The organism is Vasconcelosia minhoensis LEGE 07310 (assembly GCF_015207255.1).
In the GTDB taxonomy this organism is placed as follows: Bacteria; Cyanobacteriota; Cyanobacteriia; order Phormidesmidales; family Phormidesmidaceae; genus Vasconcelosia; species Vasconcelosia minhoensis.
The window spans coordinates 37,721-60,957 of record NZ_JADEXG010000017.1; the positions used below are offsets into that span (position 1 = coordinate 37,721).

31 protein-coding genes are annotated in these 23,237 nt (G+C 57.0%); 15 read left to right on the forward strand and 16 right to left on the reverse strand.

Translation table 11 applies throughout. From position 1 onward, the window contains the following. Positions 1-139: 139 nt before the first annotated feature. Positions 140-343 carry a phycobilisome linker polypeptide gene (locus IQ241_RS09200; RefSeq protein ID WP_193906275.1) on the forward strand — a complete coding sequence of 68 codons (204 nt, stop codon included), beginning with the start codon at positions 140-142 and terminating at the stop codon, positions 341-343. Between the two features lie 262 nt (positions 344-605). Here the strand turns inward: IQ241_RS09200 and IQ241_RS09205 are convergent, their stop codons facing one another. Further along, positions 606-761 (reverse strand): chlorophyll a/b-binding protein, encoded by a 156-nt coding sequence (locus IQ241_RS09205; RefSeq protein ID WP_228021528.1) that lies wholly within the window; start codon positions 759-761, stop codon positions 606-608. An 858-nt stretch (positions 762-1,619) separates the two neighbouring features. Here IQ241_RS09205 and IQ241_RS09210 point away from each other — a divergent pair. Further along, positions 1,620-2,015 (forward strand): AbrB family transcriptional regulator, encoded by a 396-nt coding sequence (locus tag IQ241_RS09210; protein WP_193906279.1) that lies wholly within the window; start codon positions 1,620-1,622, stop codon positions 2,013-2,015. Between the two features lie 79 nt (positions 2,016-2,094). On the opposite strand, the gene cbiE is transcribed toward IQ241_RS09210, so the two are convergent. From cbiE to IQ241_RS09225, 3 genes are read right to left on the reverse strand one after another with little or no spacing between them, the layout of a single operon-like run. After that, positions 2,095-3,360, reverse strand: coding sequence for a precorrin-6y C5,15-methyltransferase (decarboxylating) subunit CbiE (cbiE, locus tag IQ241_RS09215; protein WP_193906281.1), 1,266 nt, complete (start codon positions 3,358-3,360; stop codon positions 2,095-2,097). Continuing rightward, a complete protein-coding gene (locus IQ241_RS09220; protein ID WP_193906283.1) occupies positions 3,357-3,983 on the reverse strand; it encodes a precorrin-8X methylmutase in 627 nt (208 codons plus the stop codon). The genes cbiE and IQ241_RS09220 overlap by 4 nt, the downstream gene beginning before the upstream one ends. Positions 3,984-3,999: 16 nt before the next feature. Then, the gene (locus IQ241_RS09225; protein WP_193906285.1) at positions 4,000-4,344 is read right to left on the reverse strand and encodes a hypothetical protein; all 345 of its coding nucleotides are present in this window, start codon (positions 4,342-4,344) and stop codon (positions 4,000-4,002) included. Between the two features lie 215 nt (positions 4,345-4,559). On the opposite strand from IQ241_RS09225, the gene folD reads away from it, so the two are divergent. From folD to IQ241_RS09240, 3 genes are read left to right on the forward strand one after another with little or no spacing between them, the layout of a single operon-like run. Continuing rightward, complete coding sequence (gene folD, locus IQ241_RS09230; protein ID WP_193906287.1) at positions 4,560-5,432, forward strand: bifunctional methylenetetrahydrofolate dehydrogenase/methenyltetrahydrofolate cyclohydrolase FolD; 873 nt, start codon at positions 4,560-4,562, stop codon at positions 5,430-5,432. 16 nt (positions 5,433-5,448) lie between these two features. After that, complete coding sequence (gene crtE / locus IQ241_RS09235; RefSeq protein WP_193906289.1) at positions 5,449-6,366, forward strand: geranylgeranyl diphosphate synthase CrtE; 918 nt, start codon at positions 5,449-5,451, stop codon at positions 6,364-6,366. 5 nt (positions 6,367-6,371) lie between these two features. Continuing rightward, positions 6,372-6,827, forward strand: coding sequence for a divergent PAP2 family protein (locus IQ241_RS09240; protein WP_193906292.1), 456 nt, complete (start codon positions 6,372-6,374; stop codon positions 6,825-6,827). A gap of 33 nt (positions 6,828-6,860) precedes the next feature. Here IQ241_RS09240 and IQ241_RS09245 read toward each other — a convergent pair whose 3' ends face one another. From IQ241_RS09245 to IQ241_RS09275, 8 genes are all read right to left on the reverse strand, one after another. Continuing rightward, positions 6,861-7,460, reverse strand: a complete 600-nt coding sequence (locus IQ241_RS09245) for a hypothetical protein (RefSeq protein ID WP_193906294.1) — start codon at positions 7,458-7,460, stop codon at positions 6,861-6,863. An 88-nt stretch (positions 7,461-7,548) separates the two neighbouring features. Beyond that, entirely contained in the window at positions 7,549-7,878 is a 330-nt protein-coding gene (locus IQ241_RS09250; protein ID WP_193906300.1) for an MgPME-cyclase complex family protein, read from the reverse strand. Between the two features lie 25 nt (positions 7,879-7,903). Next, positions 7,904-10,150, reverse strand: coding sequence for a GumC family protein (locus IQ241_RS09255; RefSeq protein ID WP_193906301.1), 2,247 nt, complete (start codon positions 10,148-10,150; stop codon positions 7,904-7,906). Positions 10,151-10,357: 207 nt separating this feature from the next. Next, the gene (locus tag IQ241_RS25465) at positions 10,358-10,843 is read right to left on the reverse strand and encodes a hypothetical protein (protein WP_228021529.1); all 486 of its coding nucleotides are present in this window, start codon (positions 10,841-10,843) and stop codon (positions 10,358-10,360) included. Then, the gene (locus IQ241_RS09260) at positions 10,771-11,712 is read right to left on the reverse strand and encodes a polysaccharide biosynthesis/export family protein (RefSeq protein WP_228021530.1); all 942 of its coding nucleotides are present in this window, start codon (positions 11,710-11,712) and stop codon (positions 10,771-10,773) included. Before IQ241_RS09260 ends, IQ241_RS25465 begins: the two co-directional genes overlap by 73 nt. A gap of 271 nt (positions 11,713-11,983) precedes the next feature. Beyond that, positions 11,984-12,724, reverse strand: a complete 741-nt coding sequence (locus tag IQ241_RS09265) for a cyanoexosortase B system-associated protein (RefSeq protein ID WP_193906302.1) — start codon at positions 12,722-12,724, stop codon at positions 11,984-11,986. 23 nt (positions 12,725-12,747) lie between these two features. After that, positions 12,748-13,689: a cyanoexosortase B gene (crtB, locus tag IQ241_RS09270; protein ID WP_193906303.1), complete on the reverse strand. Its 942-nt coding sequence runs from the start codon at positions 13,687-13,689 to the stop codon at positions 12,748-12,750. Between the two features lie 5 nt (positions 13,690-13,694). After that, entirely contained in the window at positions 13,695-14,873 is a 1,179-nt protein-coding gene (locus tag IQ241_RS09275; RefSeq protein ID WP_193906304.1) for a DegT/DnrJ/EryC1/StrS family aminotransferase, read from the reverse strand. A 239-nt stretch (positions 14,874-15,112) separates the two neighbouring features. On the opposite strand from IQ241_RS09275, the gene IQ241_RS09280 reads away from it, so the two are divergent. The 3 genes from IQ241_RS09280 (at position 15,113) to ndk (ending at position 16,221) form a co-directional block, all read left to right on the forward strand. Continuing rightward, complete coding sequence (locus IQ241_RS09280) at positions 15,113-15,457, forward strand: Dethiobiotin synthetase (protein ID WP_193906305.1); 345 nt, start codon at positions 15,113-15,115, stop codon at positions 15,455-15,457. Positions 15,458-15,490: 33 nt separating this feature from the next. Next, positions 15,491-15,694, forward strand: coding sequence for a hypothetical protein (locus tag IQ241_RS09285; protein WP_193906306.1), 204 nt, complete (start codon positions 15,491-15,493; stop codon positions 15,692-15,694). A gap of 77 nt (positions 15,695-15,771) precedes the next feature. Beyond that, positions 15,772-16,221, forward strand: a complete 450-nt coding sequence (ndk, locus tag IQ241_RS09290; RefSeq protein WP_193906307.1) for a nucleoside-diphosphate kinase — start codon at positions 15,772-15,774, stop codon at positions 16,219-16,221. Between the two features lie 59 nt (positions 16,222-16,280). On the opposite strand, the gene IQ241_RS09295 is transcribed toward ndk, so the two are convergent. Beyond that, entirely contained in the window at positions 16,281-17,117 is an 837-nt protein-coding gene (locus tag IQ241_RS09295; protein WP_193906309.1) for a TerC family protein, read from the reverse strand. A gap of 153 nt (positions 17,118-17,270) precedes the next feature. Here IQ241_RS09295 and IQ241_RS09300 point away from each other — a divergent pair, with 153 nt between their 5' ends. Further along, positions 17,271-17,972, forward strand: coding sequence for a hypothetical protein (locus tag IQ241_RS09300; RefSeq protein WP_193906311.1), 702 nt, complete (start codon positions 17,271-17,273; stop codon positions 17,970-17,972). 7 nt (positions 17,973-17,979) lie between these two features. Here IQ241_RS09300 and clpP read toward each other — a convergent pair whose 3' ends face one another. Next, a complete protein-coding gene (clpP, locus tag IQ241_RS09305) occupies positions 17,980-18,585 on the reverse strand; it encodes an ATP-dependent Clp endopeptidase proteolytic subunit ClpP (RefSeq protein WP_193906313.1) in 606 nt (201 codons plus the stop codon). Positions 18,586-18,706: 121 nt separating this feature from the next. On the opposite strand from clpP, the gene petN reads away from it, so the two are divergent. The 3 genes from petN to IQ241_RS09320 are packed head-to-tail and all read left to right on the forward strand — an operon-like array spanning position 18,707 to position 20,450. Continuing rightward, entirely contained in the window at positions 18,707-18,844 is a 138-nt protein-coding gene (gene petN, locus IQ241_RS09310; protein ID WP_228021531.1) for a cytochrome b6-f complex subunit PetN, read from the forward strand. 22 nt (positions 18,845-18,866) lie between these two features. Next, positions 18,867-19,034 carry a hypothetical protein gene (locus IQ241_RS09315; protein ID WP_193906315.1) on the forward strand — a complete coding sequence of 56 codons (168 nt, stop codon included), beginning with the start codon at positions 18,867-18,869 and terminating at the stop codon, positions 19,032-19,034. 27 nt (positions 19,035-19,061) lie between these two features. After that, entirely contained in the window at positions 19,062-20,450 is a 1,389-nt protein-coding gene (locus IQ241_RS09320) for a 16S rRNA (cytosine(967)-C(5))-methyltransferase (RefSeq protein ID WP_193906317.1), read from the forward strand. Positions 20,451-20,467: 17 nt separating this feature from the next. Here IQ241_RS09320 and IQ241_RS09325 read toward each other — a convergent pair whose 3' ends face one another. Further along, a complete protein-coding gene (locus IQ241_RS09325; RefSeq protein ID WP_193906318.1) occupies positions 20,468-21,217 on the reverse strand; it encodes an SDR family NAD(P)-dependent oxidoreductase in 750 nt (249 codons plus the stop codon). 99 nt (positions 21,218-21,316) lie between these two features. Between IQ241_RS09325 and IQ241_RS09330 the strand changes: the two genes are divergently transcribed. Then, positions 21,317-21,445: a photosystem II protein Y gene (locus tag IQ241_RS09330; RefSeq protein WP_193906319.1), complete on the forward strand. Its 129-nt coding sequence runs from the start codon at positions 21,317-21,319 to the stop codon at positions 21,443-21,445. A gap of 17 nt (positions 21,446-21,462) precedes the next feature. Here IQ241_RS09330 and rdgB read toward each other — a convergent pair whose 3' ends face one another. Beyond that, positions 21,463-22,047 (reverse strand): RdgB/HAM1 family non-canonical purine NTP pyrophosphatase, encoded by a 585-nt coding sequence (gene rdgB, locus IQ241_RS09335; RefSeq protein ID WP_193906320.1) that lies wholly within the window; start codon positions 22,045-22,047, stop codon positions 21,463-21,465. Between the two features lie 63 nt (positions 22,048-22,110). On the opposite strand from rdgB, the gene ureE reads away from it, so the two are divergent. Further along, on the forward strand, positions 22,111-22,560 hold the full coding sequence (gene ureE, locus IQ241_RS09340; RefSeq protein WP_193906321.1) for an urease accessory protein UreE: 450 nt from the start codon (positions 22,111-22,113) through the stop codon (positions 22,558-22,560). Then, entirely contained in the window at positions 22,547-23,236 is a 690-nt protein-coding gene (locus IQ241_RS09345) for an urease accessory protein UreF (protein ID WP_322743612.1), read from the forward strand. The genes ureE and IQ241_RS09345 overlap by 14 nt, the downstream gene beginning before the upstream one ends. Position 23,237: the final 1 nt, after the last annotated feature.

Genomic DNA, 23,237 nt, shown 5'->3' on the forward strand with positions numbered 1-23,237 from the left:
GTTAGACCGTCATAGGCTTATGGCTGCCTCAGGGCATTCCAAATGGCTTTAACGAGTTAGCATTGGCTCTCAGACTTCCGATTTTACAAAACACCTAAGGCAGACAGCTAAAGATTTTACTAGGCAAGGAGAAGCCACCATGCGCATGTTTCGGATTACGGCCTGTGTGCCGAGCCAAACTCGGATTCGTACCCAGCGAGAGCTGCAAAACACCTATTACACCAAGCTAGTACCCTACGACAATTGGTTTAGTGAGCAGCAGAGAATTCAAAAAATGGGTGGCACCATTGTCAAGGTCGAGCTCGCTACTGGCAAGCAAGGCGCTAATGCAGGTCTGGCCTAGCAGTTTTTGAAATACCAGTTCCAGTTTTTGAGAAGGGCAGTCACCAGCTGCCCTTTGTTGTAGCTGCCAATATAACTAGGCCAGCCCAACTGTTGTGCCTATCCTCCGTCCGTCAGGGCATCACCACTTAGGTTGCGTCCAATTCTGCCCCTCAAGGTCGTCTAGCTGAGTCAATAATCCCAGATGGCGTTCCTACCGTCATCGATGCGAATTCTTACAACTCTGGCCAGGGTAGCGATCAGCTGCGAGCCATTGTGGGTCATTAAAGAAGCCCCACCCAGCTCCAAAAACTCTGTCCGGTAACGGCTTCTATCACTAGCAGTGCTACAAAACCAACCATGGCAAATCGACCGTTGAGACGCTCGGTGTAACGTGTCCAGCCAAAGGCTGGACGCGGTCGCTCAGCGCTGTCTGACATAGGTATCGGTGCCGGAGCAGAGGATTCTACAGGCATAATGTCCAATTAAAATTACCGTCCTATTTTAGCGCTGCGGCTTAAATCTAGGAAATGGGTGGACGCAGTCTGATTGGATAATGGGTAAAAAATCAGCTTTTCATGACGCTACTAGTCTGTTGGGTTCGCCTGTCCTAGTGCATTAGAGTTTACGCATTTGAGCTCGATGCTGTGCTTTTTAAGGCAATGGGTATTGTGGCAGTGCCTAAAGTTTTGCAGTGCAATTAGGCAAAATCAGCACCTTTTTGAACTGCTGAAACAGCTTGACCTAGAAGGATTAAGCCAAAAATCATTGTAGAAAACTGAGATGAAAACAGTCGCCAAAATTTGCTTTAGATGGGTCGGTATAAGGTTTTTTTATGATTGACAATATTAATTTTACCCATGTTATGATTCTGCTTTATTCTCAAGTTTGTCTAGCCTCAGGTGCGCTACCTGCTAAAGACATCAGCTCAGATATAGCGCCATATAGCGTCTAGGAGATAAAGGTTTTTCTAGGATCGAGTGGCTGTCACTCAACCATTCTCGGCTAAAACAAGTTCAAGCAATAAAGATAATACCTTAGCTATCCTCAGCCATGTATTGGCTGCCGAAGTATCACTAATCACCTCGTCATTCACCTAACCCAATTTTTGTGAGCCGTTGGCTATCGATACTCTGAGTTAATAAAATTAGAGAATGTTGTCTGTTATAATCAAGCTTTCAAATTAAACTGTCTTTAAAGCGAGTCCCTATTTTCCCTAAATACTGCTGTCTAATATCGTTTAGCCTATTTGCGCTCAAAGTACTCAATCAGTAAAAATTTCACTTTTTCCCAAACCCATGGCTGAAACTAAGACCTTACCCTTAATTGGCAAGCCTTTACTTCAAAAGGTTAAAGAGCTTAACCATTTGCCGAAGCGAGAAACTGCGAGGGAATGTGGCTACTTTACCGTCACTAAAGATAATCAGGTTCGCGTCAACCTAACCGACTTCTATGAGGCGCTGCTAGAAGCTCGCGGCATCCCCATGAGCCCAGAGGGCGCGAAGGATGGTAGAGGACGGGAACCGACCTATCGAGTGAGTGTCCACAAAAACGGGCAAATCGTGATCGGCTCAACCTACACCCAGGAAATGGGGCTCAAGCCGGGGGACGAATTTCAAATTAAGCTGGGCTATAAGCATATTCAACTAAAGCAGCTTGATGGCTCCGAAAGCGATGAGCTTGAGACCAATTAGTTTCGGCTTATTCCTTGTCTCGAAGTTTTTCAACGGATGTGGCGTAGTCCAGTCCTAGTTCAGACCATTTTTTGCTGGCTCATTCTTGGGCTGGTTTAAATAGCGTGCTTAGCATGACGGGGTTCAAGGGGGATAACCGGGTTAGGGGTCCTACCGCCACAGAACGAGCCAAATTAATCTGGAGTAGCTGGTGCTGCCAGTTCAGCCCAGACCGCTCTATCCACCGCGTGAGCTGGGCTAGGTGCTCTAGGGTCGCTAGAGCAATCACAATCCGCCCTTCTGCCGATAGCCTATGGGCTAAGCTATCGAGAATGACGTCAAGCTCTCCCTGACTGCCACCAATAAAGGCGCGATCGGGTGAAGGCAGCGATCGCAGTACCGCCGGTGCTCGACCGCTGACGACGGTGAGGTTAGGTGTGCCGAGCCGCTGGGCATTTTGCTGAATCAGGGCTGTCCCCATGGCGGTCTGCTCAATGGCGTACAGATGGGCAGTGGGACAAAGACGAGCAATCTCAATGCTGACTGAACCGGTACCGGCTCCAATGTCCCAAATCGTCTGACCCGGCAAAGGCGCGATCGCGCCTAAAATGAGCAGCCGAACTTCGCGCTTGGTGATCAGGCCGGGACGATCTTCAAAGCTGAGGAAGGCCGCATCGGGCAGGCCAATCAGCGGCAGATGAACTGGGCTTGTCGATGCGATCTGCCTCAGCAGCACCACCACATTTAGCGGGGCAAAGGACCGATGGCGCAGGTCGTTCAGCTCGTAGAACTGGACCCGCTCGGCCTCACCGCCCAGATTCTCGCAGACCCAGATCCGGTATTCAAAGGGGAGTTCTAGGTCGAGGAGCAGCGCTGCGATCGCGGCTGGCGTATGGTCAGAATCGGTGAGAACAGCAATTTTATTCGTCCCTCGCTTGAGAGCCTGGACCAGCGCTTCAGGTGAACGCCCATGGACGCTGACGACGTGAGCATCTTGCCAGGGCAGCTTGAGCCGGCTGAAGGCGAGCTGTACCGAGCTGGGATGGGGATGAAAGGCCAGCTGCTCAGCCGGGAACTGGGCAAGCAGTAGCCGACCCAGACCAAAAAATAGCGGATCGCCTGAGGTTAAAATTACGGTCCGGGGTGGCGAGGCGGTAGCCAATCGGGCCTTTAGTGCCTCGAACAGAGACTGAAAGTCAGCCAGCCGCCATTTTTCCGCAGCATGATTGGGAAAGTAGGCGAGGTGGCGATCGCTGCCAATCAGCAGTTCTGCCTGTTCGACCCGCTGTTGCTCGGCCAGGGCTAGGCTTTCTGCCCCGTTTAGCCCGATGCCCACGACTTGAATCAGCTGAACTGGCGCGGTCACGGTAGCTGCTCCCAGCTCCAGATTAGCAGTGCATTAACAATAGCGGCGGCGGCACCCGACCCGCCCCGGCGACCATCAATCCGAATCTGAGGCACCGGTATGGCGGCTAGCGCTTGCTTAGACTCCACCACGTTGATAAACCCGACCGGCGCACCGAGCACGAAGGCAGGCCGTTTGCCATGGGTAATCTGATTACAGAGCGCCTCACAGAGCGCCAGCAGCGCTGTCGGCGCATTGGCGATGACAAAAATGCCGTCTGGATAGGCTTGCCAACAGTTGAGCAGACCGCTAGCGGTGCGAGTTTGACCAGGTCGCAGCGGTTCTGCCCGATCAATGGCCACGACAATCGGGTTTTTCCAAGTGCGGCTGACCACGCCCCGGATTCCTTGAGCGACCATACTGACGTCGGTAATGATGGGTGTTCCCTGCCGCAGGGCGGCAGCAGCAGCGGCGATCGCGGTGGCGCTGAAGGTGAGCTGAGAGGCCAGCTGAAAGTCGGCCGTGCTATGAATGAGCCGCCGAACCACGGCATATTCAGCGGGGGAGAAACGATGCTCGCCGATCTCTTGGTCGATGACTGCAAAACTCTGGCGCAAAATCGGATGTTCGGGATAGACAGGCATCGGTTGGGGGCAGGGGCTACGGGATCTGCTGAAGGTAATATTCTCCCTGATTGATCACCCCGTTGGAGATTTCTTTGTACTGGACAGACCCTTCGACGGTCAGGGTACTCCCGACCTCCGGCGGAGACTGGGGTGCGACGACCCAAATGCCGCCGGTTTCGTCCTGAAGCTCATAGAGCCAGCCGCCCAGGATAGGAACGCGCTGCTGCACCTGTCCTCGCAGAACGACCGTCTGCTGGGTCAGTTCTGGAGCTTGGACGGAGTCAATGGAGACCGTCCGGGCACCCACCTCCAGCACCGGAATCGAGAAACCGCTGGCCGCCGGGTCGTCAGTCTCAGCTAAGCTGCAGCTGGTAAACATCAGTAGGCCTAGGCTACATCCGAGCGCAGGCCAGCAAAACTTCGACATAGTCGAGCGTGGATTAGCCATGAATGACTACCGTTGGCGAAAAGGCAAATCAGCTGTCTAAGCCAGGTTCGGGGACAAAATCCGGCAAAATCCATTAGATACTCGGTTCAAAGCGGGGGATAATGAATGAGCAGCCGCCGGTCATAACGGTATCGTATTCTAACACTATGGCCCAGATTCTCGACGGCAAAGCCCTGGCGCTAAGCATTCAGGCCGAGCTCACCACTCGCATACAGGCCTGGCAAATTGAGTACGGTCGGCCGCCTGGCCTAGCCGTACTCATGGTAGGGGACAACCCAGCCAGTGCGGCCTACGTGCGCAACAAGGCGCGCGCCTGCGAGCAGGTTGGGATTGCGGCGCTGGGGCAGATTTTCCCGGCTGAAACCGAGCCGGCTCAGCTCGCCCAGACCATTGCTGACCTGAATCACGACTCTCGGGTAGATGGTATTCTGTTACAGCTACCGCTACCCCAGCACTTAGACGCGATCGCGCTGCTAGAGCAGATTGCGCCTGACAAGGACGCTGACGGTCTGCACCCGGTGAATTTGGGTCGCCTGTTGAGGGATGAACCGGGCCTACGCAGCTGCACGCCAGCCGGGGTGATGCAGCTCCTCAAAGCGAACAACATTCCGTTAGAAGGCAAAACGGCAGCGGTGCTAGGGCGCAGCGTTCTAGTCGGCAAACCGATGGCGATGATGCTGCTCAACGCGAATGCAACGCCGATTATGGTGCATTCACGCTCAAAAAACCTGTCTGAGCTGACCCGCTCTGCCGATATTCTAGTAGTAGCGGTTGGCATTCCCGAACTGGTCAAAGGCGATCAGGTGAAGCCAGGCGCAGCCGTCGTTGACGTTGGGATCAACCGCATCGCCGATCCGGTTACGGGACTGGAACGCCTGGTGGGAGATGTTGACTTTGAGTCTGTTAGCCCTGTTGCCCGGTGGATTACGCCAGTCCCGGGGGGAGTGGGTCCGATGACCGTCGCGACGCTATTGCACAATACCGTGCTGAGCTATCGCAAGCGTTTTAAAATTGACTAAATTTCCACAAGTTCCCATGGTTACTACCCATTCAGCCAGTACTGACACCGTGCCTTTTGTCTTACCAGACTATTTAGCCGAGCGCCAGGCCCGGGTCGAAGCGGCCCTCGATCGCGCGATTGAAGTGGTCTACCCAGAATCGATTTATGAGTCGATGCGATACTCTCTGCTCGCCGGCGGCAAACGGCTGCGGCCGATTCTCTGTCTGGCCAGCTGCGAACTGGCTGGGGGGACGGTCGAAATGGCAATGCCGACCGCCTGTGGTCTAGAAATGGTGCATACGATGTCACTGATCCATGATGATCTGCCCTCTATGGATAATGACGACTACCGCCGGGGCCATTTGACCAATCACAAAGTCTATGGCGAGGATGTGGCTATTTTGGCAGGCGATGCGCTGCTGGCCTATGCCTTTGAGCACATTGCCGAGCAGTCCCAGGCAGTGCCACCAGAGCGGCTGATCCAGGTGATGGCTCAGCTCGGCCGCGCTGTTGGTGCAGCCGGTCTAGTCGGCGGCCAGATTGTCGATCTGGCTTCTGAAGGAACTGAGGTGAGCCTAGAGACGCTCAATTTTATCCATCGCCACAAAACAGCAGCGCTGCTAGAAGTCTCTGTCGTTTCGGGCGCCATCCTAGCCGGAGCCCCGGCGGATACTCGCCAACGGCTGTCACGCTATGCTCAAAATGTTGGGCTTGCCTTTCAAATTATCGACGATGTGTTAGACCTGACTTCCACCCCAGAGGCACTCGGTAAATCAGTTGGCAAAGATCTTGCGGCGCAGAAAGCGACCTATCCTAGCTTCTGGGGTATCGATGAGTCGCAGCGCCAGGCGCAGCAGCTGGTTGCAGCCGCCAAAGCCGAACTTTCTGCCTTTGGTCCGCTGCGGCAGCCGCTGGTTGCGATCGCAGACTACATAGCCGCCCGTACTCATTAACCCCTATGCAGGATTTTCAGGACATCTTCCAAAACCACGTACTGCTCGTTGCCGTTATTGCCTGTCTGCTGGCTCAGGTGCTCAAAGCCGTCATCGACTTTGCTCAGCATGGCAAGATCAACCTGCGGGCAATGGTCGAGACCGGCGGTATGCCCAGCGCCCATTCCGCTCTGGTGACGGCGCTAGCGGTGGGCGTGGGGCAGGCCATTGGCTGGAGCAGTCCAGCCTTTGCCGCCACCTCCATTTTTGCGGTGATTGTCATGTACGACGCCGCTGGGGTGCGTCAGGCAGCGGGTAAGCAGGCCAAAATCCTCAATCAAATCATTGATGAAATATTTCAGGAACATGCCGAGTTTAACGAAGACCGGCTGAAAGAACTGTTGGGGCATACGCCTGTGCAGGTGATTGTCGGTTCTCTGCTAGGGGCTCTCGTCGCCTGCATTGCGGCTCCTGCTTACTAGTCTGACTTACTAGTCTGAGTCGAGAACTGTCGATTACTCTGGCTCAGTCGCGATCGCGGCAATGGCCTCAGTCAGCCTAACGACCTGCTCTCCATCTACGAGGACGGCGATGAAGTTGGCCTGGCTGAGCTGCTCTAGCTGCTCGACTGCGGTGACCGCATCTTCCGTATGTTCTATCAGCAGGTAGGGGCGCTGCTGGTAGGCCGCTAGCCCTACCGGCTGGTCAATCAGCCGCTCAACGGCGGCGACAGTCGCAAGGCTGTGATCGTAGTCCACTAATACTGCATAGCCGGACCGGAGCGGCTGAGGCTGATAGGCGATAGGCTCGGCCTGGCCTGGCTCCACTGAAACAAAGGCTTCGTAGCCCTCAATGTCGTCCATGTAGGTCGCCCAGGCGTTAGCCGTTTCCAGCTGGGTAAAGCCACCGGCACGGACAATCACCTCGCCGGCATACTCACAGATCAGAACCGGATTTTCCTGGGGCAGCACGGATACAATCCGGTCTCTATCGGCCGCATCCTCGCCGCGAATCAGCAGCAGATATTCCGCCGTCGCCGGTGGAGGGCAGCTCGGCAGACTGGTTTGAGCTATTCCTGCCAGCGGCTGAAACGCACCGCCAAGGAGCCCGGTCATCAGTAACAGTCGCGAAACTATTGGCACAACCGCTCACCCTGCCAGTCTAGGGGGAGCCCGTCCCAAATTTGGCTGAAGCCTGAGTCTTTCACGACGCCGTGGCCAGGGATGCTAGCGGGTCAGGAATGGTCTCCGAAGGGGCCTCAAAGCTGCCTGTAGCAACGTACTCCAACCTCAGCTTGAGCCAGGTAATAAACGTTGGCTGGGTTGAGATAACGGCTGCTGCCGGCTGTGGGCAGCGAGCTTTAATGTCAGACAGGGCTGGCGCGTCTAAAAAAGCGGGCTGCTTGATCAGCCAAAAGTCAACCGCCTGTTCCTGGGACTGGTAGTGCCGCTGCCGCTCTTTCAAAACTTCCTCAAAGGGTTCTTCTTCCAGCAAAAATCGCTGGCTAGCGACAGCATAGTAATAGGTCGTCATCGGTCTGCGATACTCGAAGCTCGCTCTAAAAGTCAACTCTTCCCGTCGGTACGCGGTCTAGCTCGCGCTCCAGCGCTAGATTGTCTGCTGCAGTTTGAGCATCCGAGGAGGGTTCCTCAGAAACTGCTGTCAGGGAGTCTGAATCGGCGGCGTTGATGATTGCGCCAAGCAGCCGAACGTCTTCGCTCAGCTCCAGCTCATCCAGGACAGCAGTCAAGACAGCCTTCTCAGTCACGCCAGGCCGAGTTACCAGGATCATGCCGTCGGTCAGGCTCTCTAACAGCAGCGCATCGTCGCAGCGGCTGAGGGCTGGCGTATCTAAGACCACCATGTCAAATCGACCCCGGGCATCTTCTAAGAAACGCTTGACCTCCCCCGACTCCAGGACGCCCGCTGTGCGCCTGAGCGGCCCCGGCCCCGGCGAAACATACAGATTCTCTACCGCAGAAGCCATCCGAATATTTTCGCTGAGCTGACCACTGTAATAGCGCAGCGGCTCAACAGTGGACTGCGGATCGGGGGCAATATTGAGATACTGGGCTCTGGACGGCGCGCGCAGATCGGCCTCGACCAGCAGCGTCCGCCGACCGGCCCGGGCCGACGCGATCGCGATATTGAAAGCGCTGATGCTCTTCCCTTCTGCCCCACGGGTGCTGGTGATTAAAACCACCCTGGGTCCCAACGTGCTACCGTTAGCTCCAGCTAGCCGCAGCTTGCTCAAGAAACGCTCATAGTTTTCGTTGTAAACCGAGTCCGGCTGAAGCAAGACCGGTGCTGCCTTGGCCGGCCGCGTCTTGATGATCGGAATGATGCCCAGCACCGGCAGTTCCTGATCGTAGAAAATGGTCTCTAGGTCTTCCGAAGTCCGTACAGTACCGTCGAGCGCATCGAGCAAGAAAATGACCACACCGCCGACAATTAGACCGACCACGCCGCCAGCGAGTAGGACCAGGATAGGATTAGCCGTTTCCGGATCTTCTCTCACAACGAATGGCGGAGTCGCGACCGTTAGACTGCTAACCGTTTCTGCATCGGCCGCCTCAGCGTCGATTCGGCTAGCCTGAATCTGATCGTAGAGGGCTCGCCGCAGGGCAACCTGCTGGGCTAAGCGATCGCGCTCCAGCTGCTTGTTAGGCAGGCTTGAATATTGCTGACGCAGATCCTGAGCAGACTGAGCTAACACCTGCTGCTGTTGGAGAATGGCATCGCGCTGATTCTTGAGACCGACGAGCTGGTTGGCCAGCGCCGAGCGGGCCGGATCCAAGCTACTGTCCTGCCGCACCTGAGTCCCGCTGGGAATGGGCGTATTCTGACCTCTGCCGCCAATCACCTCTGCGGCTCGCTCCTGAAGTAGCTGATTGAGAGCCGCCAGAGAGCGCCGCAGCTCGATTACAGTGGGATGCTCTGGCTTGTAGTCGGAGGCAAACAGCAGCTGGATCTGGGACTCAGTGTCGTAGATTCGAGCGCGCAGATTGGCAATAATGGGGTCGGCGCTGAGTGCAGAAGAGGCGTAGGCCTGCTCTGGCGTCATCCCCAGCTGCTGACTGAGGCTCCGCATCTGAGCTTCAATTCCGGCTAGCGCAATCTGGTTTTGCCGGATCTGATTCTGGCTGCCCGAAATTGCGCCCAGCAGGCTGCCGTCCAGAGACGCCTGAATCGCTGGCCCCTCAATCCGATCGTAGGCTTCCAGGGCCTGTTCGGCCTGCCGCAGCTCAGCTTCAATCTCCGGGTTGCGCTCATCTAGCGCCTGGAGGATCGCCCGCAGCTTGGCCTTGTTAGACTCGCGGCTGAGCTCCACCATGCCCTGAAACATCACGTTGAGAATCGTTTGGGGCGTCTCCGGATCGTCTCCGTTGTAGCGCACGGTTACCCGCTCTCGTCCCGTACCCGTGTTATTATTTCTACCCCTTCTCCCGGCATCAGCTGCGGTATTATCAATTGTCAGTTCGGTATTTTGGGCCAACTCATCGGCCGTTACAGAAATCCCCCGATTCTCCAGCTCGGCAGAAACCGCCTCTAGTAGAACATCTGAGAGCAAAAATTCCTCGTTGATGATACCTAAACCCTGGGCCTGCACCCGGTTGCCCGTCGCCGTAAACGACACGGTAGGTGAGTTATCGACCAGTACCCCCTGGGCATAAAAATCTGCCTCTGGCTTGGGCCGCAGAGCAATCACACCGGCAGCCCCTAAAACGGCTAGAAAACTCGCCAAGCCAGCCCATTTGTAGCGTTGAAGGGCAAGTAGATACCGTTTAATTAAAGGGGAAGCCATAGTTCTTCAGACTAGACAATTCAGCGAATTTGATCTAAGCCAGCTATCGGCGGGAAAGCCTCAGATCAAGCCAGACTAAACCTAAATGATTTTCTTATAGCATAGCGTCAAGCTTAACGCTTGAGTGCGTTCCGTTTTCTTTAAACATACTGTCAACACACGGTTAGAAATATCCCTTTGAAAACCTGAGCCCATCGAACCTCAACCTCATGGGCTAAATAAATTATCTGCATTGTCTATCAGTGAGTCAAAGAACAGGACAAATCCTAAAATATCTCGGAAGGGTCGAGTGAACTGGCCTAGCGCAAAGGTAATCCGGCCAATTAGGGTTCGGCCAACGATAATCACGTCGTTATCTTCTAGCGGAGGGTTTTGAGTGATATCACCTCGAATCGCATCTTTAGCATCTAGACTAATGGTCACCGCCCGACCCGTTTCAGGATCAAACCGAATTAGGGCCACATCTCCCAGCCGGGCTTGGTCAGCATTGACCCTAATTTCGGTAATGGCATCCACGAAGGTGCTGCCGTTTTCAAGCGTTACCCGGCCTACGCCACCGCCGCCAGCGTAGTTGATAAAACGAACCTCAATCGTTGGCTGAGCTAGCGTTGATCGAGCTACTAGAAATCTATCGTAGTTTTCAATATCACTCGGATCGAGTTTGGGAATAAAGACGACATCGCCATCTTCCAAGCGTAGGTTAGGTAACGCCCCGCCCTCAACCAATGGCGTGAACAGATCGACCGTTTCCTCGATAACCCGCCCTTCCCGCTGCACCTGTCGCTGCACCTGGATCGAGCGCAGGTCAGAACTGCGGGTGGCCCCCCAGCAGTGAGCAGGGCCGTCGCGACTCTAGGATCGGCTAAGGGGTAAAAACCCGGTCGCTCTACTTCCCCTAAGATAGTGACCTCTACACCACGCTGAGCGACGAGCGTCAGGGTCACATCTTGGGGCTGGCGAATAACCACATATTGGTTATAGATGTTTCGAATCAGCTGTTCAGCTTGGCTCAGGGTTAGCCCCTCCAAAGAGACAGCCCCTTGGATGGGGACAACGACGTTGCCCTGCAGATCCAGCGTGGCCTGAAAGCTGAGGTCCGGAAACCGCTGCACGCTAACAAAAAGGCTGTCGCCCGGTCCCAGTCGATAGCTGTCAAAGTCAGCTTCAACCGGGGAGGCTTCGATCACCCCCTGTAGCCGCTCCGGCGTCAGAATGAACCCATCCTGGAGCGACGGCAGCAGGTCAACTGTCGGCACCTGCTCGATAGCGGGTGCAATTTCGATACTGTCTGGGCTATCTGGACCTAGGTCACCCTCTGCCGGATCGGCTGCATCGGGGTCTCGCTCCTGATCGACCGGCTCCGGGCTGCTCTCGGCAGGCGGTAGGCTAGGTAGCGGCGCGTCTTGCTGAGCCAGCGCCTTACCACTAAGACCGCCCAGCGTTAGCGTACCCAGCAGCAGCGTTCCAGCCAGCAGGTAAGCCGATGGCAGCGCTTCCGAACCGGTCTGCTTAGGGAAAACGGGTCGCGGTCTCAGCTTCAGCTCAAATAAACTTTTGGACATAGCGTAATCAGTAGAGAGAACGATCGCGGCTCAGAAAACCTACTAAGAGCTCTAACGGGAAGACATGCATCGGCTACAGCCGGAGCTAGAAATAGAATTAGGATAAAACTGTAGCCACTGTAGCCTATAGAGTTCCAAATCCATAGTGTCTGAACTTAAAACATGAGTAACTCTTTGGACATGAATAGCGCTTCAGTCTAAAACCGCCTTCATCCTGAGATTTTAATAAAGCGGTGTCAGCCGACTCAGACAGAGAGATTGTACTAGGCCATTAAGCCTGAAAAGCAGCGTCAATCAGCGCCTGCTGAACGGTCTCAGCTAGGGCCTCCGCCGACTCAAGATAGGGCTGAATATCGCCTAGCGGTGGAATTGGGATCAAAAGACTAACGGCTACCCAGGGCAGCCGCTGCTGCTTTTGTAACTGGGCCTTTTGGTCGAGCCAGAACCAGCGACTAAGGGCAGGATGGCCGCCGGTAGGCCAGGCATACCACTGCAGGACGGCATAGGTTTGAGTTGGATTCCAAGCGCGAAAAAAATCGGCGGTCACCTGAGTAGGGGCCGAGTCTGCCTGTGCAGAGGACAGCTGCTCCGGAACGGGGACTGTGAACGTCAGCCGCTGACGCGAATCCACCGTCCACTGCTGGGAGCCCCTAATATCAAGCCATTCCACTTCGGGCTGGTCGGCATACCAGACCTGTGGCCGCAGCAGCAGCGCTGCCTGGGCGATCGGATTAGCCGCGTTAGGCGTCGCCGGCGCAATCTGCTGCACGGACCAGTCATGTCCCCCCAGAGAAATTTGAGACTGTTCCTGAGTTTCCCAGCCGGGCAGGGCTAGCCCTTTCTGCTGTAGCGTCTTCAATGCCGCTACGTGGGGCACGTCGGGGGGGCTAGCCCAGGGCCAGCCGGACCTATAGTAGGGCAGCGCGCTGACTGCAATCAGCAGCGCTAAAGCCGCCAGTACCAGACATCGAGCAGCTTTGGGAAAGGGATTTGCGATCGCGGGAGAAGCCATAGCTGTAATTGCCGTTCAAAACGCTAAAAGTAACCGCGAGGTGGCTGGCCGCCCGTCCTATCCGGTTCAGCCATGGAGGACGCCGGAGCGGCCAGGTTAAGGGAAGGTGGCACAGCGTGCTCTATCGCCCGGATTAGCACAATCAGTGAGCCCAGCATCGCTGCGGAGTAAAGATCGCCGCCCCAGCTTTCGTGCAGCCAGTCGAAGGCACTTCGCTGTCCTGAGCCGTGGAAGAACGCCAGCAGCGTATTGCGAATAATATTGCCGACAATGCTGATGCCGACAATGCCGATAAAGAAAAGCCCGGTGCGCAGCCGAGAGCGATTCAATCCCGTCCAGTAGGCTAAGATCAGCCCCATGTAAAGGCTGGTAAACAGCATCTTGAGCCCGGCGCAGTGGGGGGCAACTTCTACCAGCTGGCCATTGACGGCCAGGTAGATCTGGTTGACCTGCACATCCATGCCGAACTGCTGGAGCAGGACGCCTGCGGTGGCAGCAATAAACTGCTGGAGCGGCAGAATATAGGGCTCAATTAGGTAGGGCAGCTGGGTCGGCGTAGCCAGCGCCAGCAGCAGCAGTGGAAACGCCTCCAGCCGCAGCCCCGGCCAGCCCTTGAGGGCCAGACAAAGGCCGGTCAGCAGCAGCGGCAGTGACAGGTTCATCAGGTCGCTCAGGCCGCTGCTGTAGAGCCCGAAGGCCAGACCCAGCAGCGGCAGGCTTAGCCAGTGCAATCTAGGCTCTAATCGCTGCCAGCTCTGCCGCTTGCCCCAGGCTAGATAGGCCGCGAAGGGAATGCCCAGCAGGCCGTGGCTGAAGTACTCGTGCTGAATGCTGATGGACTTGGTCAACCAGCCGTCTACCCAGTGCCACAGCAGCGGCCCGTAGAGGACCGCCAGCAGACCTAAGATCAGAGCGGTCAGTGGAGGGCGCTGGAAAGATTTGAGTGATTGGCGGGTGGCGACCATGGGGGTTAGCGGGTGGGGTCGAGGATCTGAGTAGCCCGGCTGGACTGAGTGACAAGATACTGAATAGCGGCAACGACCCGCTCCAGCTGCGCCTCACTGAGCCCAGGATACATTGGTAGAGACAGAATCTCGGTACTGAGCGCTTCGGCCCGGGGAAAGTCGCCCTGACGATGACCTAGGGATAAAAAGGCGGGCTGCAAATGACAGGGCAGGGGATAGTGAATCCCGGTCTGAATATCTTGGCTGGTCAGCTCTAGCTGCAGCCGGGCTCGGTCTACCGGGCAGTCGGCGGCAATTCGGATGACGTAAAGGTGATAGACATGACCGCTGCCGCTGCGGTTGAGCAGAGGCCGGATGCCGTAGTCTGCTAGATGGGCGAGCCGCTGGTCATATTCGCAGGCCAGGCGGTTGCGATCGCGATTCCACTCAGCCAGATAGGGCAGCTTGGCCTGAAGAACAGCGGCCTGGAGGGTATCCAAACGGCTGTTCGTGCCGCCAGCATCGGTATGGACGTACTTTTGGCGAGCCCCGTAGTTGCGCAGCGATCGCACCGTCTCGGCCACCAGCCCCTGACTGGTCAACAGCATACCGCTATCTCCCAAAGCTCCCAAATTTTTGCTGGGATAAAAGCTAAAGGCCGCACCCAGCCCCACCGAACCGGCTCGCTGGCCCTCTCGCTCAGCCAGATGGGCCTGGGCCGCATCCTCAAAAATAAACAGCTGATGCCGCTGGGCCAGCGCCCGCAGCTCGCTGGGGGAAACCATCTGGCCGTAGAGATGAACCGGGATAATGGCCCGAGTCCGGGGGGTAATCGCCTGCTCGGCGGCGACCAGGTCAATCAGCGCCGTCTCGGGCTCACAGTCTACAAAAATTGGGGTCGCCCCTGTCCGCAGCAGACCGATTAGCGTGGCGATGAAGGTATTAGCCGGTAGAATCACCTCGTCACCGGGGCCAATGCCGCAAGCTTGCAGACCCAGCGCGATCGCGTCGGTGCCGCAGCCGACGCCGACCCCATAGGCGGCACCCGAGGCGTCGGCGAAGACGTGTTCAAATTCCGCCACAGCTGGTCCCAGGACGAAATCTGCCGCCGCTAGCCTAGCCTGGAACAGGCTGAGCAGCTCAGCCTGGAGCGGCTGGTGCTGAAGCGATAGGTCTACAAAAGGGACGGGGAGAGGATTTGCCATGGGCGAGCGATGGGCGTCAGGTTCTAGGATGACTTGGACTAGGGTTACTTAGAATTGAGCCGCGATGACTCTCGAAATGTACCCCTTCTAGTTTTGGCGATTTTGTCTGCGGTTAGGGCAGGGGAATGATAAAGTCTCTGTGAAACTTAGCGAAACCGGCCTAGCCGAAACTGGGATATGACCTCAGGGTGCCCCGGTTTTTGCTATGCGCCAACAGCTTGAGCCAATTGGGAGCGGCTATGGATTTCAAAACGGCTCGTCAAGAGCTTACCCGCCAGGCCCTACCGCAGAACCAGACTGCCGATACGTTCTTGGGTCGTCTGGAGCAGGGCCAGCCGCCGGTGCCCGGGCAGGTGACTTCGCTGCTGCTAGCGCTAAGAGCGGTCTTTGACAACCTGCGGGAAGCGACGGCCCTCGACCGGGAGTTTGCCTACGCCCTGCATCGGCTAGCCTACAACAGCCGCCGCTGCTATGAGCAGGGGGTGCAAACAGGAGTGGAATGGCCGCCGCTGTTAGATGAAGATTTAGACAGGATTGCGATCGCGGTCAATCAGATATTTGCCAACCCGGCATCAGACGTATAATACATTTGAATCATTAACCTATCTGCTCCCCGTATGAACTCCCGCTCCGACTTTGAGGCCAAAATTCGGCTGGCGCTGGGGCTCGTCGTGCTGTTTGGGATCGCGCTATTGCTTTTGCATCTGCTGTTACCCTGGCTGCTCCTGGGGGGCGGGGTTGGGGTAGGCTACTGGCTATGGCAGCGTCAGCAGATTAGGCAATTTGGTCAAAATGCTTTACAAACTGCGTTTCCTTCCTGAGCATAGGAAAGGCTCCGTTCTCAGCAGTGCTAATAGGCATTTGCGACGGTAGCTTTTGACGTTTTAGGAGTGAATCTGTGGAAAAGACCTTTATTATGATCAAGCCCGACGGCGTGCAGCGGGGGCTGGTGGGCGAAATCATTGGCCGGTTCGAGCGCAAGGGCTTTACCCTCGTAGCCCTGAAGCAGCTAGCCGTATCCCGGGAGCTAGCCGAGAAGCACTACGACGTCCATCGCGACAAGCCTTTCTTCGGCGGCCTGGTCGAGTTTATTATCTCTAGCCCGGTGGTGGCGATGGTCTGGCAGGGGGAAGGCGCGATTGCCTCGGCCCGTAAGCTGATTGGCGCGACCAATCCGCTCTCGGCTGAGCCTGGGACGATTCGGGGAGACTACGGGATTACGATTGGCCGCAATATTATCCACGGCTCAGACGCACCCGAGACGGCCCAAAGTGAGATTGCCCTCTGGTTTGGCGAAGGCGAAGTCTCAGAGTGGGAACCAACTCTGAAAGAATGGCTTTATGAGTAGCCGTTAAGCCGGGGAGCGCGGTCTCCCCAGTCAAATTCTTTAAGGTTCAAAATCCAAACCTACGGTCGTCTCCCAGCTTCGGGCTCTTCTTTCAGCCCTTTAGCGGCGGGAGCCGAAGCCAGGGCTTCACGATGGGATTCAATCTGCTGGGAAGACGGTTCAGATTGGTCTGACTCAAGCTGACTGGGTTCGGTCGCCATGGTCGATTTCGACCCGGTGTCCGACTCGACTCGCTGGGAAAATCCCCAGGCAAATACCGCGGCGATCGCGGAAACCATCACCCACTCAGGCGGTACCCAGGCTGGATTGACCACCCGCACCAGCAGCCGCGCGCCGACAAAGGCGACGGTGACGAAGCCCGCGTCTTCCAGGTGAGTATAGATATCCAGCCAGCGGATAAACAGTCCGGCCATAAACCGCAGCGCGATAATGCCGATTAGGCCGCCCAGCAGAATAATCGCCACCTGACGAGACAGCGCGATCGCGGTGGTGACGCTGTCTAACGAAAAGGCCAGATCGGTGACGGCAATAATGGGGATGGCCTGCCAAAGGGATTCAAACCGGGGGGCATGGTGGTCGCCATCCTCTGACTCGTCGGCGGAAAAATGCTGATAGACCAGCCAGAGCAAATAGGCTGCCCCGGCGACTTCAAACTGCCAGTAGCGCAGTACCCAGGTCGCCGTTAGGATTAGCCCGACCCGCAGCACAAAGGCGACCACTAAGCCAATATTTAGCGCCCGCCTTTGCAGCGCTTCGGTTTCCAGCCCCTGCGCGATCGCGGCCAGGGCAATGGCGTTATCTGCCGACAGCACCATTTCCAGCGCAATCAGCACGGGCAGCAGCAGCATCGTATCGACGCCGAAGCTGGGCGAATAATCAAGCAGGCTATCTAACATGGGCGGTTTAACACTTTAACGCAGTGATTACCTCCGGGGAGTCAATAAACAGGGGTGACATTTGTGGATTCGCTACTTTCTCTAGGATAATGGAATTAAAGATTAAACGTTATCCGCTATACCCCATCACCGCCCCTGCCCAAACTGCCTGCCATGGCTCTAGCCGAGTTTCGCAATCACTATCCGACGGGCTGCCTGATCACCGAACTGCTGATGGTGAACGATGGGCAGTACGTCGTTCGGGCGGCAGTTAGCCTCGATCAGCAGACCGTTGCAACCGGTCTCGCTGCCGATAAGACAATTGAGGCGGCTGAAGACAGGGCGCGATCGCGGGCCTTGGCCGTTCTCAATCCGTCCCAGTCAGAAGCAGTCGCAGAGGATGGGCTAGGCTCTAGCGCCGGGCCGTCAGCTAACAGCCCGCTTGCTGATGCGCCTAATCACATGCCTGAGATCCGGCCTGAGGCGACAGCAATGCCCTCAACTGCAACCAAGGCAGCCGAACCACCAACGGAACAGGTGCCTGCTGCCCTCCCAGCTCCGACTGAGGTCAGCAAACCCATAGCCGACTCTGCCAATAGCGCGATCGCGCCGCCCGAAAATTTCGGTGGCTCAGAAAATTTTGGTGGCCCAGAGGACTTTGACCCGTCTGCTAAGCCGGTCGATCTGTCCGACATCATTGCCCAGACCGACGTTGAGCTGAGCCGTTTGGGCTGGACCAGCGCTGACGGACGAGAGCATCTGGAGAAAACCTACGGCAAGCGATCGCGCCAGCAGCTCACGGATGAAGAGCTGCTGAGCTTTCTGCTGCATTTGGAAACGCTGCCTACCCCAAGCTGGGATAGCGGTTCAAGCTAGGCGTGATTTATTCGACCACCGTCGGTCGGCTGCCGATGGCGTGACGGTCGATGACCTGGTCGATCAGGCCATACTCGACGGCTTCCGAAGGGGACATAAAGAAGTCGCGCTCGGTGTCTTCCTTAATTTTGTCCAGCGGCTGCCCCGTGTGGTCGGCCAGAGCATTATTGAGCAAATCCTTCAGGTATAGGATTTCCTTCGCCTGAATTTCGATATCGGTCGCTTGCCCCTGGGCCCCGCCCAGCGGCTGGTGGATCATCACCCGGGCATTGGGCAGGCTCATTCGCTTGCCTTTCTTCCCAGCGCTGAGTAAAAACGCCCCCATACTGGCCGCCAGCCCAACGCAGATGGTGCAGACATCCGGGCGAATATGGTTCATCGTGTCGTAGAGCCCCAGCCCGGCGGAAACCGAGCCGCCGGGCGAGTTGATGTAAAGGTAGATATCCTTTTCAGGGTCGTCTGCTTCTAAAAAGAGCATCTGGGCCACAATTAGGTTCGCCGACTCTGCCGTCACCTCCTGTCCTAGAAAGATGATGCGCTCTCGCAGGAGCCGCGAATAGATATCAAAGGCGCGTTCGCCGCGACCAGACTGTTCAATAACGGTAGGAATCATGGAGCCCACTAAAATCACACTGCTTTTCTAAAGATTGTACAGACATCGCCCCCCCAATCGCCCGGTGCGGATAACCCATCCCCGAGACATCCCCAGACTGTCTCTGCAAACCCCGCCAGTCATGACGTATGATAGGAAAGCAATCACCGTCGATCGGCAAGAAAAATCTATGGATATTCTGACGCTGGGCTGGGTTTCGCTACTCGCCTGTTTCACCTTCTCCCTCACCCTGGTCGTTTGGGGTCGCAACGGATTTTAGCCAATTTTTCTGAGCTTGAGCTATGGATGGAGCGTTTGAAGCCAAAGCGATCAGCATTCTGGCCGTTTCAGCGCTAGCCCTGTTAGTCGTTGTGACGGGCGGAATTGTCTACCTGACGGCGGCGGAATGGCGAGACCGACGGCGGCGCAGCAAAGAGGCTACCCCGAGTGCCGCTAAGAAACGCAAGTAGAGGGCAAGTGCAGGCCCTCAAGCCTGGATGACAGCAGACGGCTCATCTTCAAATACCGGCCAAAGTTTCAGCTCTAGCACCGGCTTCAGCGCCAGGCAGCTCGCTTTAAAGGCGCTCCGCTCAATTGAACGGGGCGCTTTTGCCGATGAGGTGGTCTCCCGTCAGCTCAGCCGCGCCAACCTCAGCCTGGCAGACAAGCGGCTATTGACCGAACTGGTCTACGGCAGCGTCCGGCGGCAGCGCACGTTGGACGCCCTGATCGGTCAGTTTGGCAAAAAGCAGGCCGAACAGCAGCCGACCGACCTGCGGCTGATTCTGCGGCTGGGATTCTACCAGCTCCGGTACCTCAGCCAGGTTCCGCCCCATGCAGCGATTGACACCTCTGTAGAGCTGGCGAAACAACAGCGTCTGGGCAAGCTCAGCGGCGTCGTAAACGGCATTCTGCGTCAGTATATCCGGCGTCAGGCCGCTGGGGATGACCCGCTGCGGCTGCCCGAAGCGCCCATTGCTAGGCTCGGCATTCGCCACAGCTATCCAGACTGGATCATCCAGCTCTGGCAGACTTTACTCCCTCCAGATGAAGTGGAGTCGCTCTGCGAATGGTTCAACCAGCCGCCGAAAATCGACCTCAGGGTCAACCTACAGCGCAGCAATCAGGCCCAGGTCGAAGCCGCTTTACAAAAGGCAGACGTTGCGGCTCGGCCCATTCGCAATTTGCCCGGCGGGCTGCGGCTGACTCAACCCGCCGGGGCCATCCACCTGCTGCCGGGCTATTCTGAAGGGGAATGGAGCGTTCAAGACAGCAGCGCCCAGCTCGTCGGTCATCTGGTCACCCCCCAGCCCGGAGAACTGATAATCGATGCCTGCGCTGCCCCCGGCGGCAAGAGTACGCACCTGGCCGAGCTGATGGGGGATGTGGGAACCGTGTGGGCCTGCGATCGCGCCCCCAGCCGCCTGAAAAAAATTCAGCAAAACCTGGACCGACTCAGGCTTAAATCCGTTCAGCCGCTGCTCTGCGATAGTCGCACCTATGAGGAGTTTGGGGAGTGCGATCGCCTTTTGCTCGACGTGCCCTGCTCTGGCCTGGGCACCCTGCACCGCCACGCCGACGCCCGCTGGCAGCAGTTCCCAGAATCGGTCGAAACGCTGGTTCAGCTCCAGCGAGACCTGCTGCTCCACACGGCCACCTGGGTGAAACCCGGCGGCATCTTAGTCTACTCCACCTGCACCCTCAACCCGGCTGAGAACGAAGACCAAATCCTCTGGTTCCTCAGCCAATGCCCCAACTGGCAAATCCAACCGCCGCCACCCAGCTCGCCTGCCTATCCCTTCGCCGCAGCCAAAGGCTGGATCAAGGTCTGGCCCCACCGCCACGACATGGACGGTTTTTTTATGGTGAAGCTTCAAAAAGAATAGGTTTCATCATTTGTGTCTCAGGTTTCCTGACCGGTGGGTCGAACCAGGATGTCATGGACTTGGACATAGCTGGGCTGACTCAGGACATAGCTGACGGCATTGGCGATGTCCTGGGGCTGGAGGACGGGGAAGCGGCTGTAGGTTTCCTGGGCTTTTTCAGCGCTCTGGTGATATTTTTCAGCAAACTCGGTTTCCACATAGCCGGGGCTAATTGAGGAAACGCGGATGTTAGAATCGGCGGCCCGGAGTTCGCGGCGGAGCCCTTCGGTGAGGGAGCGGACGGCGAACTTGGTAGCCGAGTAGAGGCCGCTGAGGCTGGGCACCCGATGGCCCGACATCGAGCTGATATGGACGATATGGCCGCTGTCTCCATTGGCCTGCATCAGCTGAACGGTCTCGCGGGTGCAAATGCAAAGGGCCAGGACGTTGACGTCTAGCATCTCGCGCCAGCCCTCGGTGCTGCCGTTTAGCAGCGGTTGATTATGCCCGAGCCCGGCGTTATTGACCAGCACATCCAGATAACCCCAGCGGGTTTTAATGGCGCTGAAGAAGTCGAGAATCTGCCCCTCGTCTCTCAGGTCTACGGGCTGTGCCAGCACATCGCCATGCTGCTTGAGCGTCTGGCTAAGCTCGTCGAGACGGTCCTGACGGCGGGCGCAGATGGCCAGGTCATAGCCCTCCTGGGCGAGGCGCAGAGCGATCGCGCGGCCAATGCCGCTGGAGGCTCCGGTAACGAGGGCAGTGGGGCGTCTGGCGGGTTGAGTCATAGGATTTTGTGGGGAGTTTTCGAATCGGGCTAGCAATATCGATGGACTTTATGAGAGAATTGTGACAGCAGCTTAAGCATTTTTTAGAGGGTTTTAGAGATGGACTTTGACTTTCGGATTCTAGCGGTGCTGGCCCCCATTGCGATCGCGGCAAGCTGGGCTGGGTTCAATATCTTCAAAGCGGCCCTGGGTCAGGTTCAGGAATTTCTCAACAAGCGCGACGCTTAACGTGCAAGCTTTCAAACTTAAGGGCGGCTGAGGTCGAGCCTGCGCAGGGCGGGCATCAGCTGCTCAAAGGCGATGCCGCGATGGCTGTAGCGCTCCTTTTCAGCCGGGCTCATCTCGGCGAAGGTTTTGTCATGGCTCGGCAGATAGAAAATGGGGTCGTAGCCAAAGCCTTTGTCGCCCTGGGGCTGATAGAGAATTTCACCCGGGCATATGCCCGTGGTTTCTAGCGCAATCGTCCCGTCGGGCCGGGCCAGCGCGATCGCGCAGACAAACTGAGCCCCACGGTCTTGTCTCTCCCCCAATTCCCTCAGCACCCGGCCAATCCGGTCAGCGTCGCTGCTGCCATAGCGGGCCGAATAAATTCCCGGCGCGCCGTCTAGCGCGTCAACCTGGAGGCCAGAATCGTCGGCAATCGCCCACTGCTGGGTGGCGATCGCGACTTCCGAAGCCTTTAGCCGGGCATTGGCGATAAAGGTATCCCCCGTTTCTTCAACCTCAATCGCCTCCGGCTTCAGGGCCAGCTGCCAGTCTAATTCCTGAAGATAGCCCTTGAGCTCCGTCAGCTTGCCCGGATTGCCCGTGGCAACGACTACAGTAGTCATAGCGGATAATATTGTCACTGCCCTCTCAGCCTACTCGCTAACGGCGGGGTGCTGCTTTTGACGATGACTACGGTTTTAGAAACAAGACTCCCCCCCGACCCGAACCAGCCGGTGGAGCTCACCTTGGCGCTAACGGCTGAGCAGCGGACGCGATCGCGCCATCGATTCACCGCTGAAACGGGCGAGTCTGTCTATCTCAATCTGCCGCGCGGCACCGTGCTGCGCGATGGCGACCGGCTCCAGGCCCAAGATGGGACTCAGGTGCGAGTCGTTGCCAAACCTGAAACCGTACTTACGGTGACCGCCAGCTCGCCCTTTGAGCTGCTGCGAGCGGCCTACCATTTGGGCAATCGCCACATTGCGCTAGAGCTAGCGCAGGACTATCTGCGACTGCTGCCCGACCCAGTGCTGGAAGCCATGCTGGAGCAGCTGGGTCTGACAGTCGTGCGTCAGCAGGTGCCCTTTGAGCCCGAGGCAGGAGCCTACGGACACGTCCATCATGATGACCATTGATACCGATGCAGCGGCGCTGCTACAGCTGCTACAGCTGGTCAGCCCGGCCCTGCCGGTGGGGGCCTTCAGCTATTCCGAAGGATTAGAGACGCTGACTCAGTCTGACCTGCTGCAAACCCCGGCGGCTCTAGAGGACTGGCTGCTGCAGGAGCTGCGGTATGGGGCAATCCGGCTGGAAGCGGCGGTGGTGGGACGAGTGCATCGAGCCTTTCTAGAGGATGATCTGGCGCAGCTAGCAGAGTGGAATCACTGGCTGTCGGCGGTTCGAGAGGGCGCAGAAATCCGACAGCAGAGCTGGCAGATGGGGCGATCGCTAGTGAGATTGCTAAATGCTCTATATCCTGAGCTCCAGCCTGCCCTGACCGCCTGCGAGCAGCCCTGCAATTTTGCCGTCGCCTTTGGTCTAGCGGCGGCTCATTGCAGAATCCCGGTAGAGCTGAGTCTGCTAGGCTACTTACAGAGTTGGGCGACAAACCTGATTACGGCAGCGGTGAAGCTGGTGCCCCTGGGTCAGACCGAGGGCCAGGTAACATTACTGAGATTGCAGGATGAATTTGCGATCGCAGCCGATACAATATTATCCCTGAGTGACGATCGGCTGTTCACCAGCGGCTGGGGCGCAGCCCTCGCCAGTATGCAGCACGAGACGCTCTACAGCCGTCTATTTCGGAGCTAAG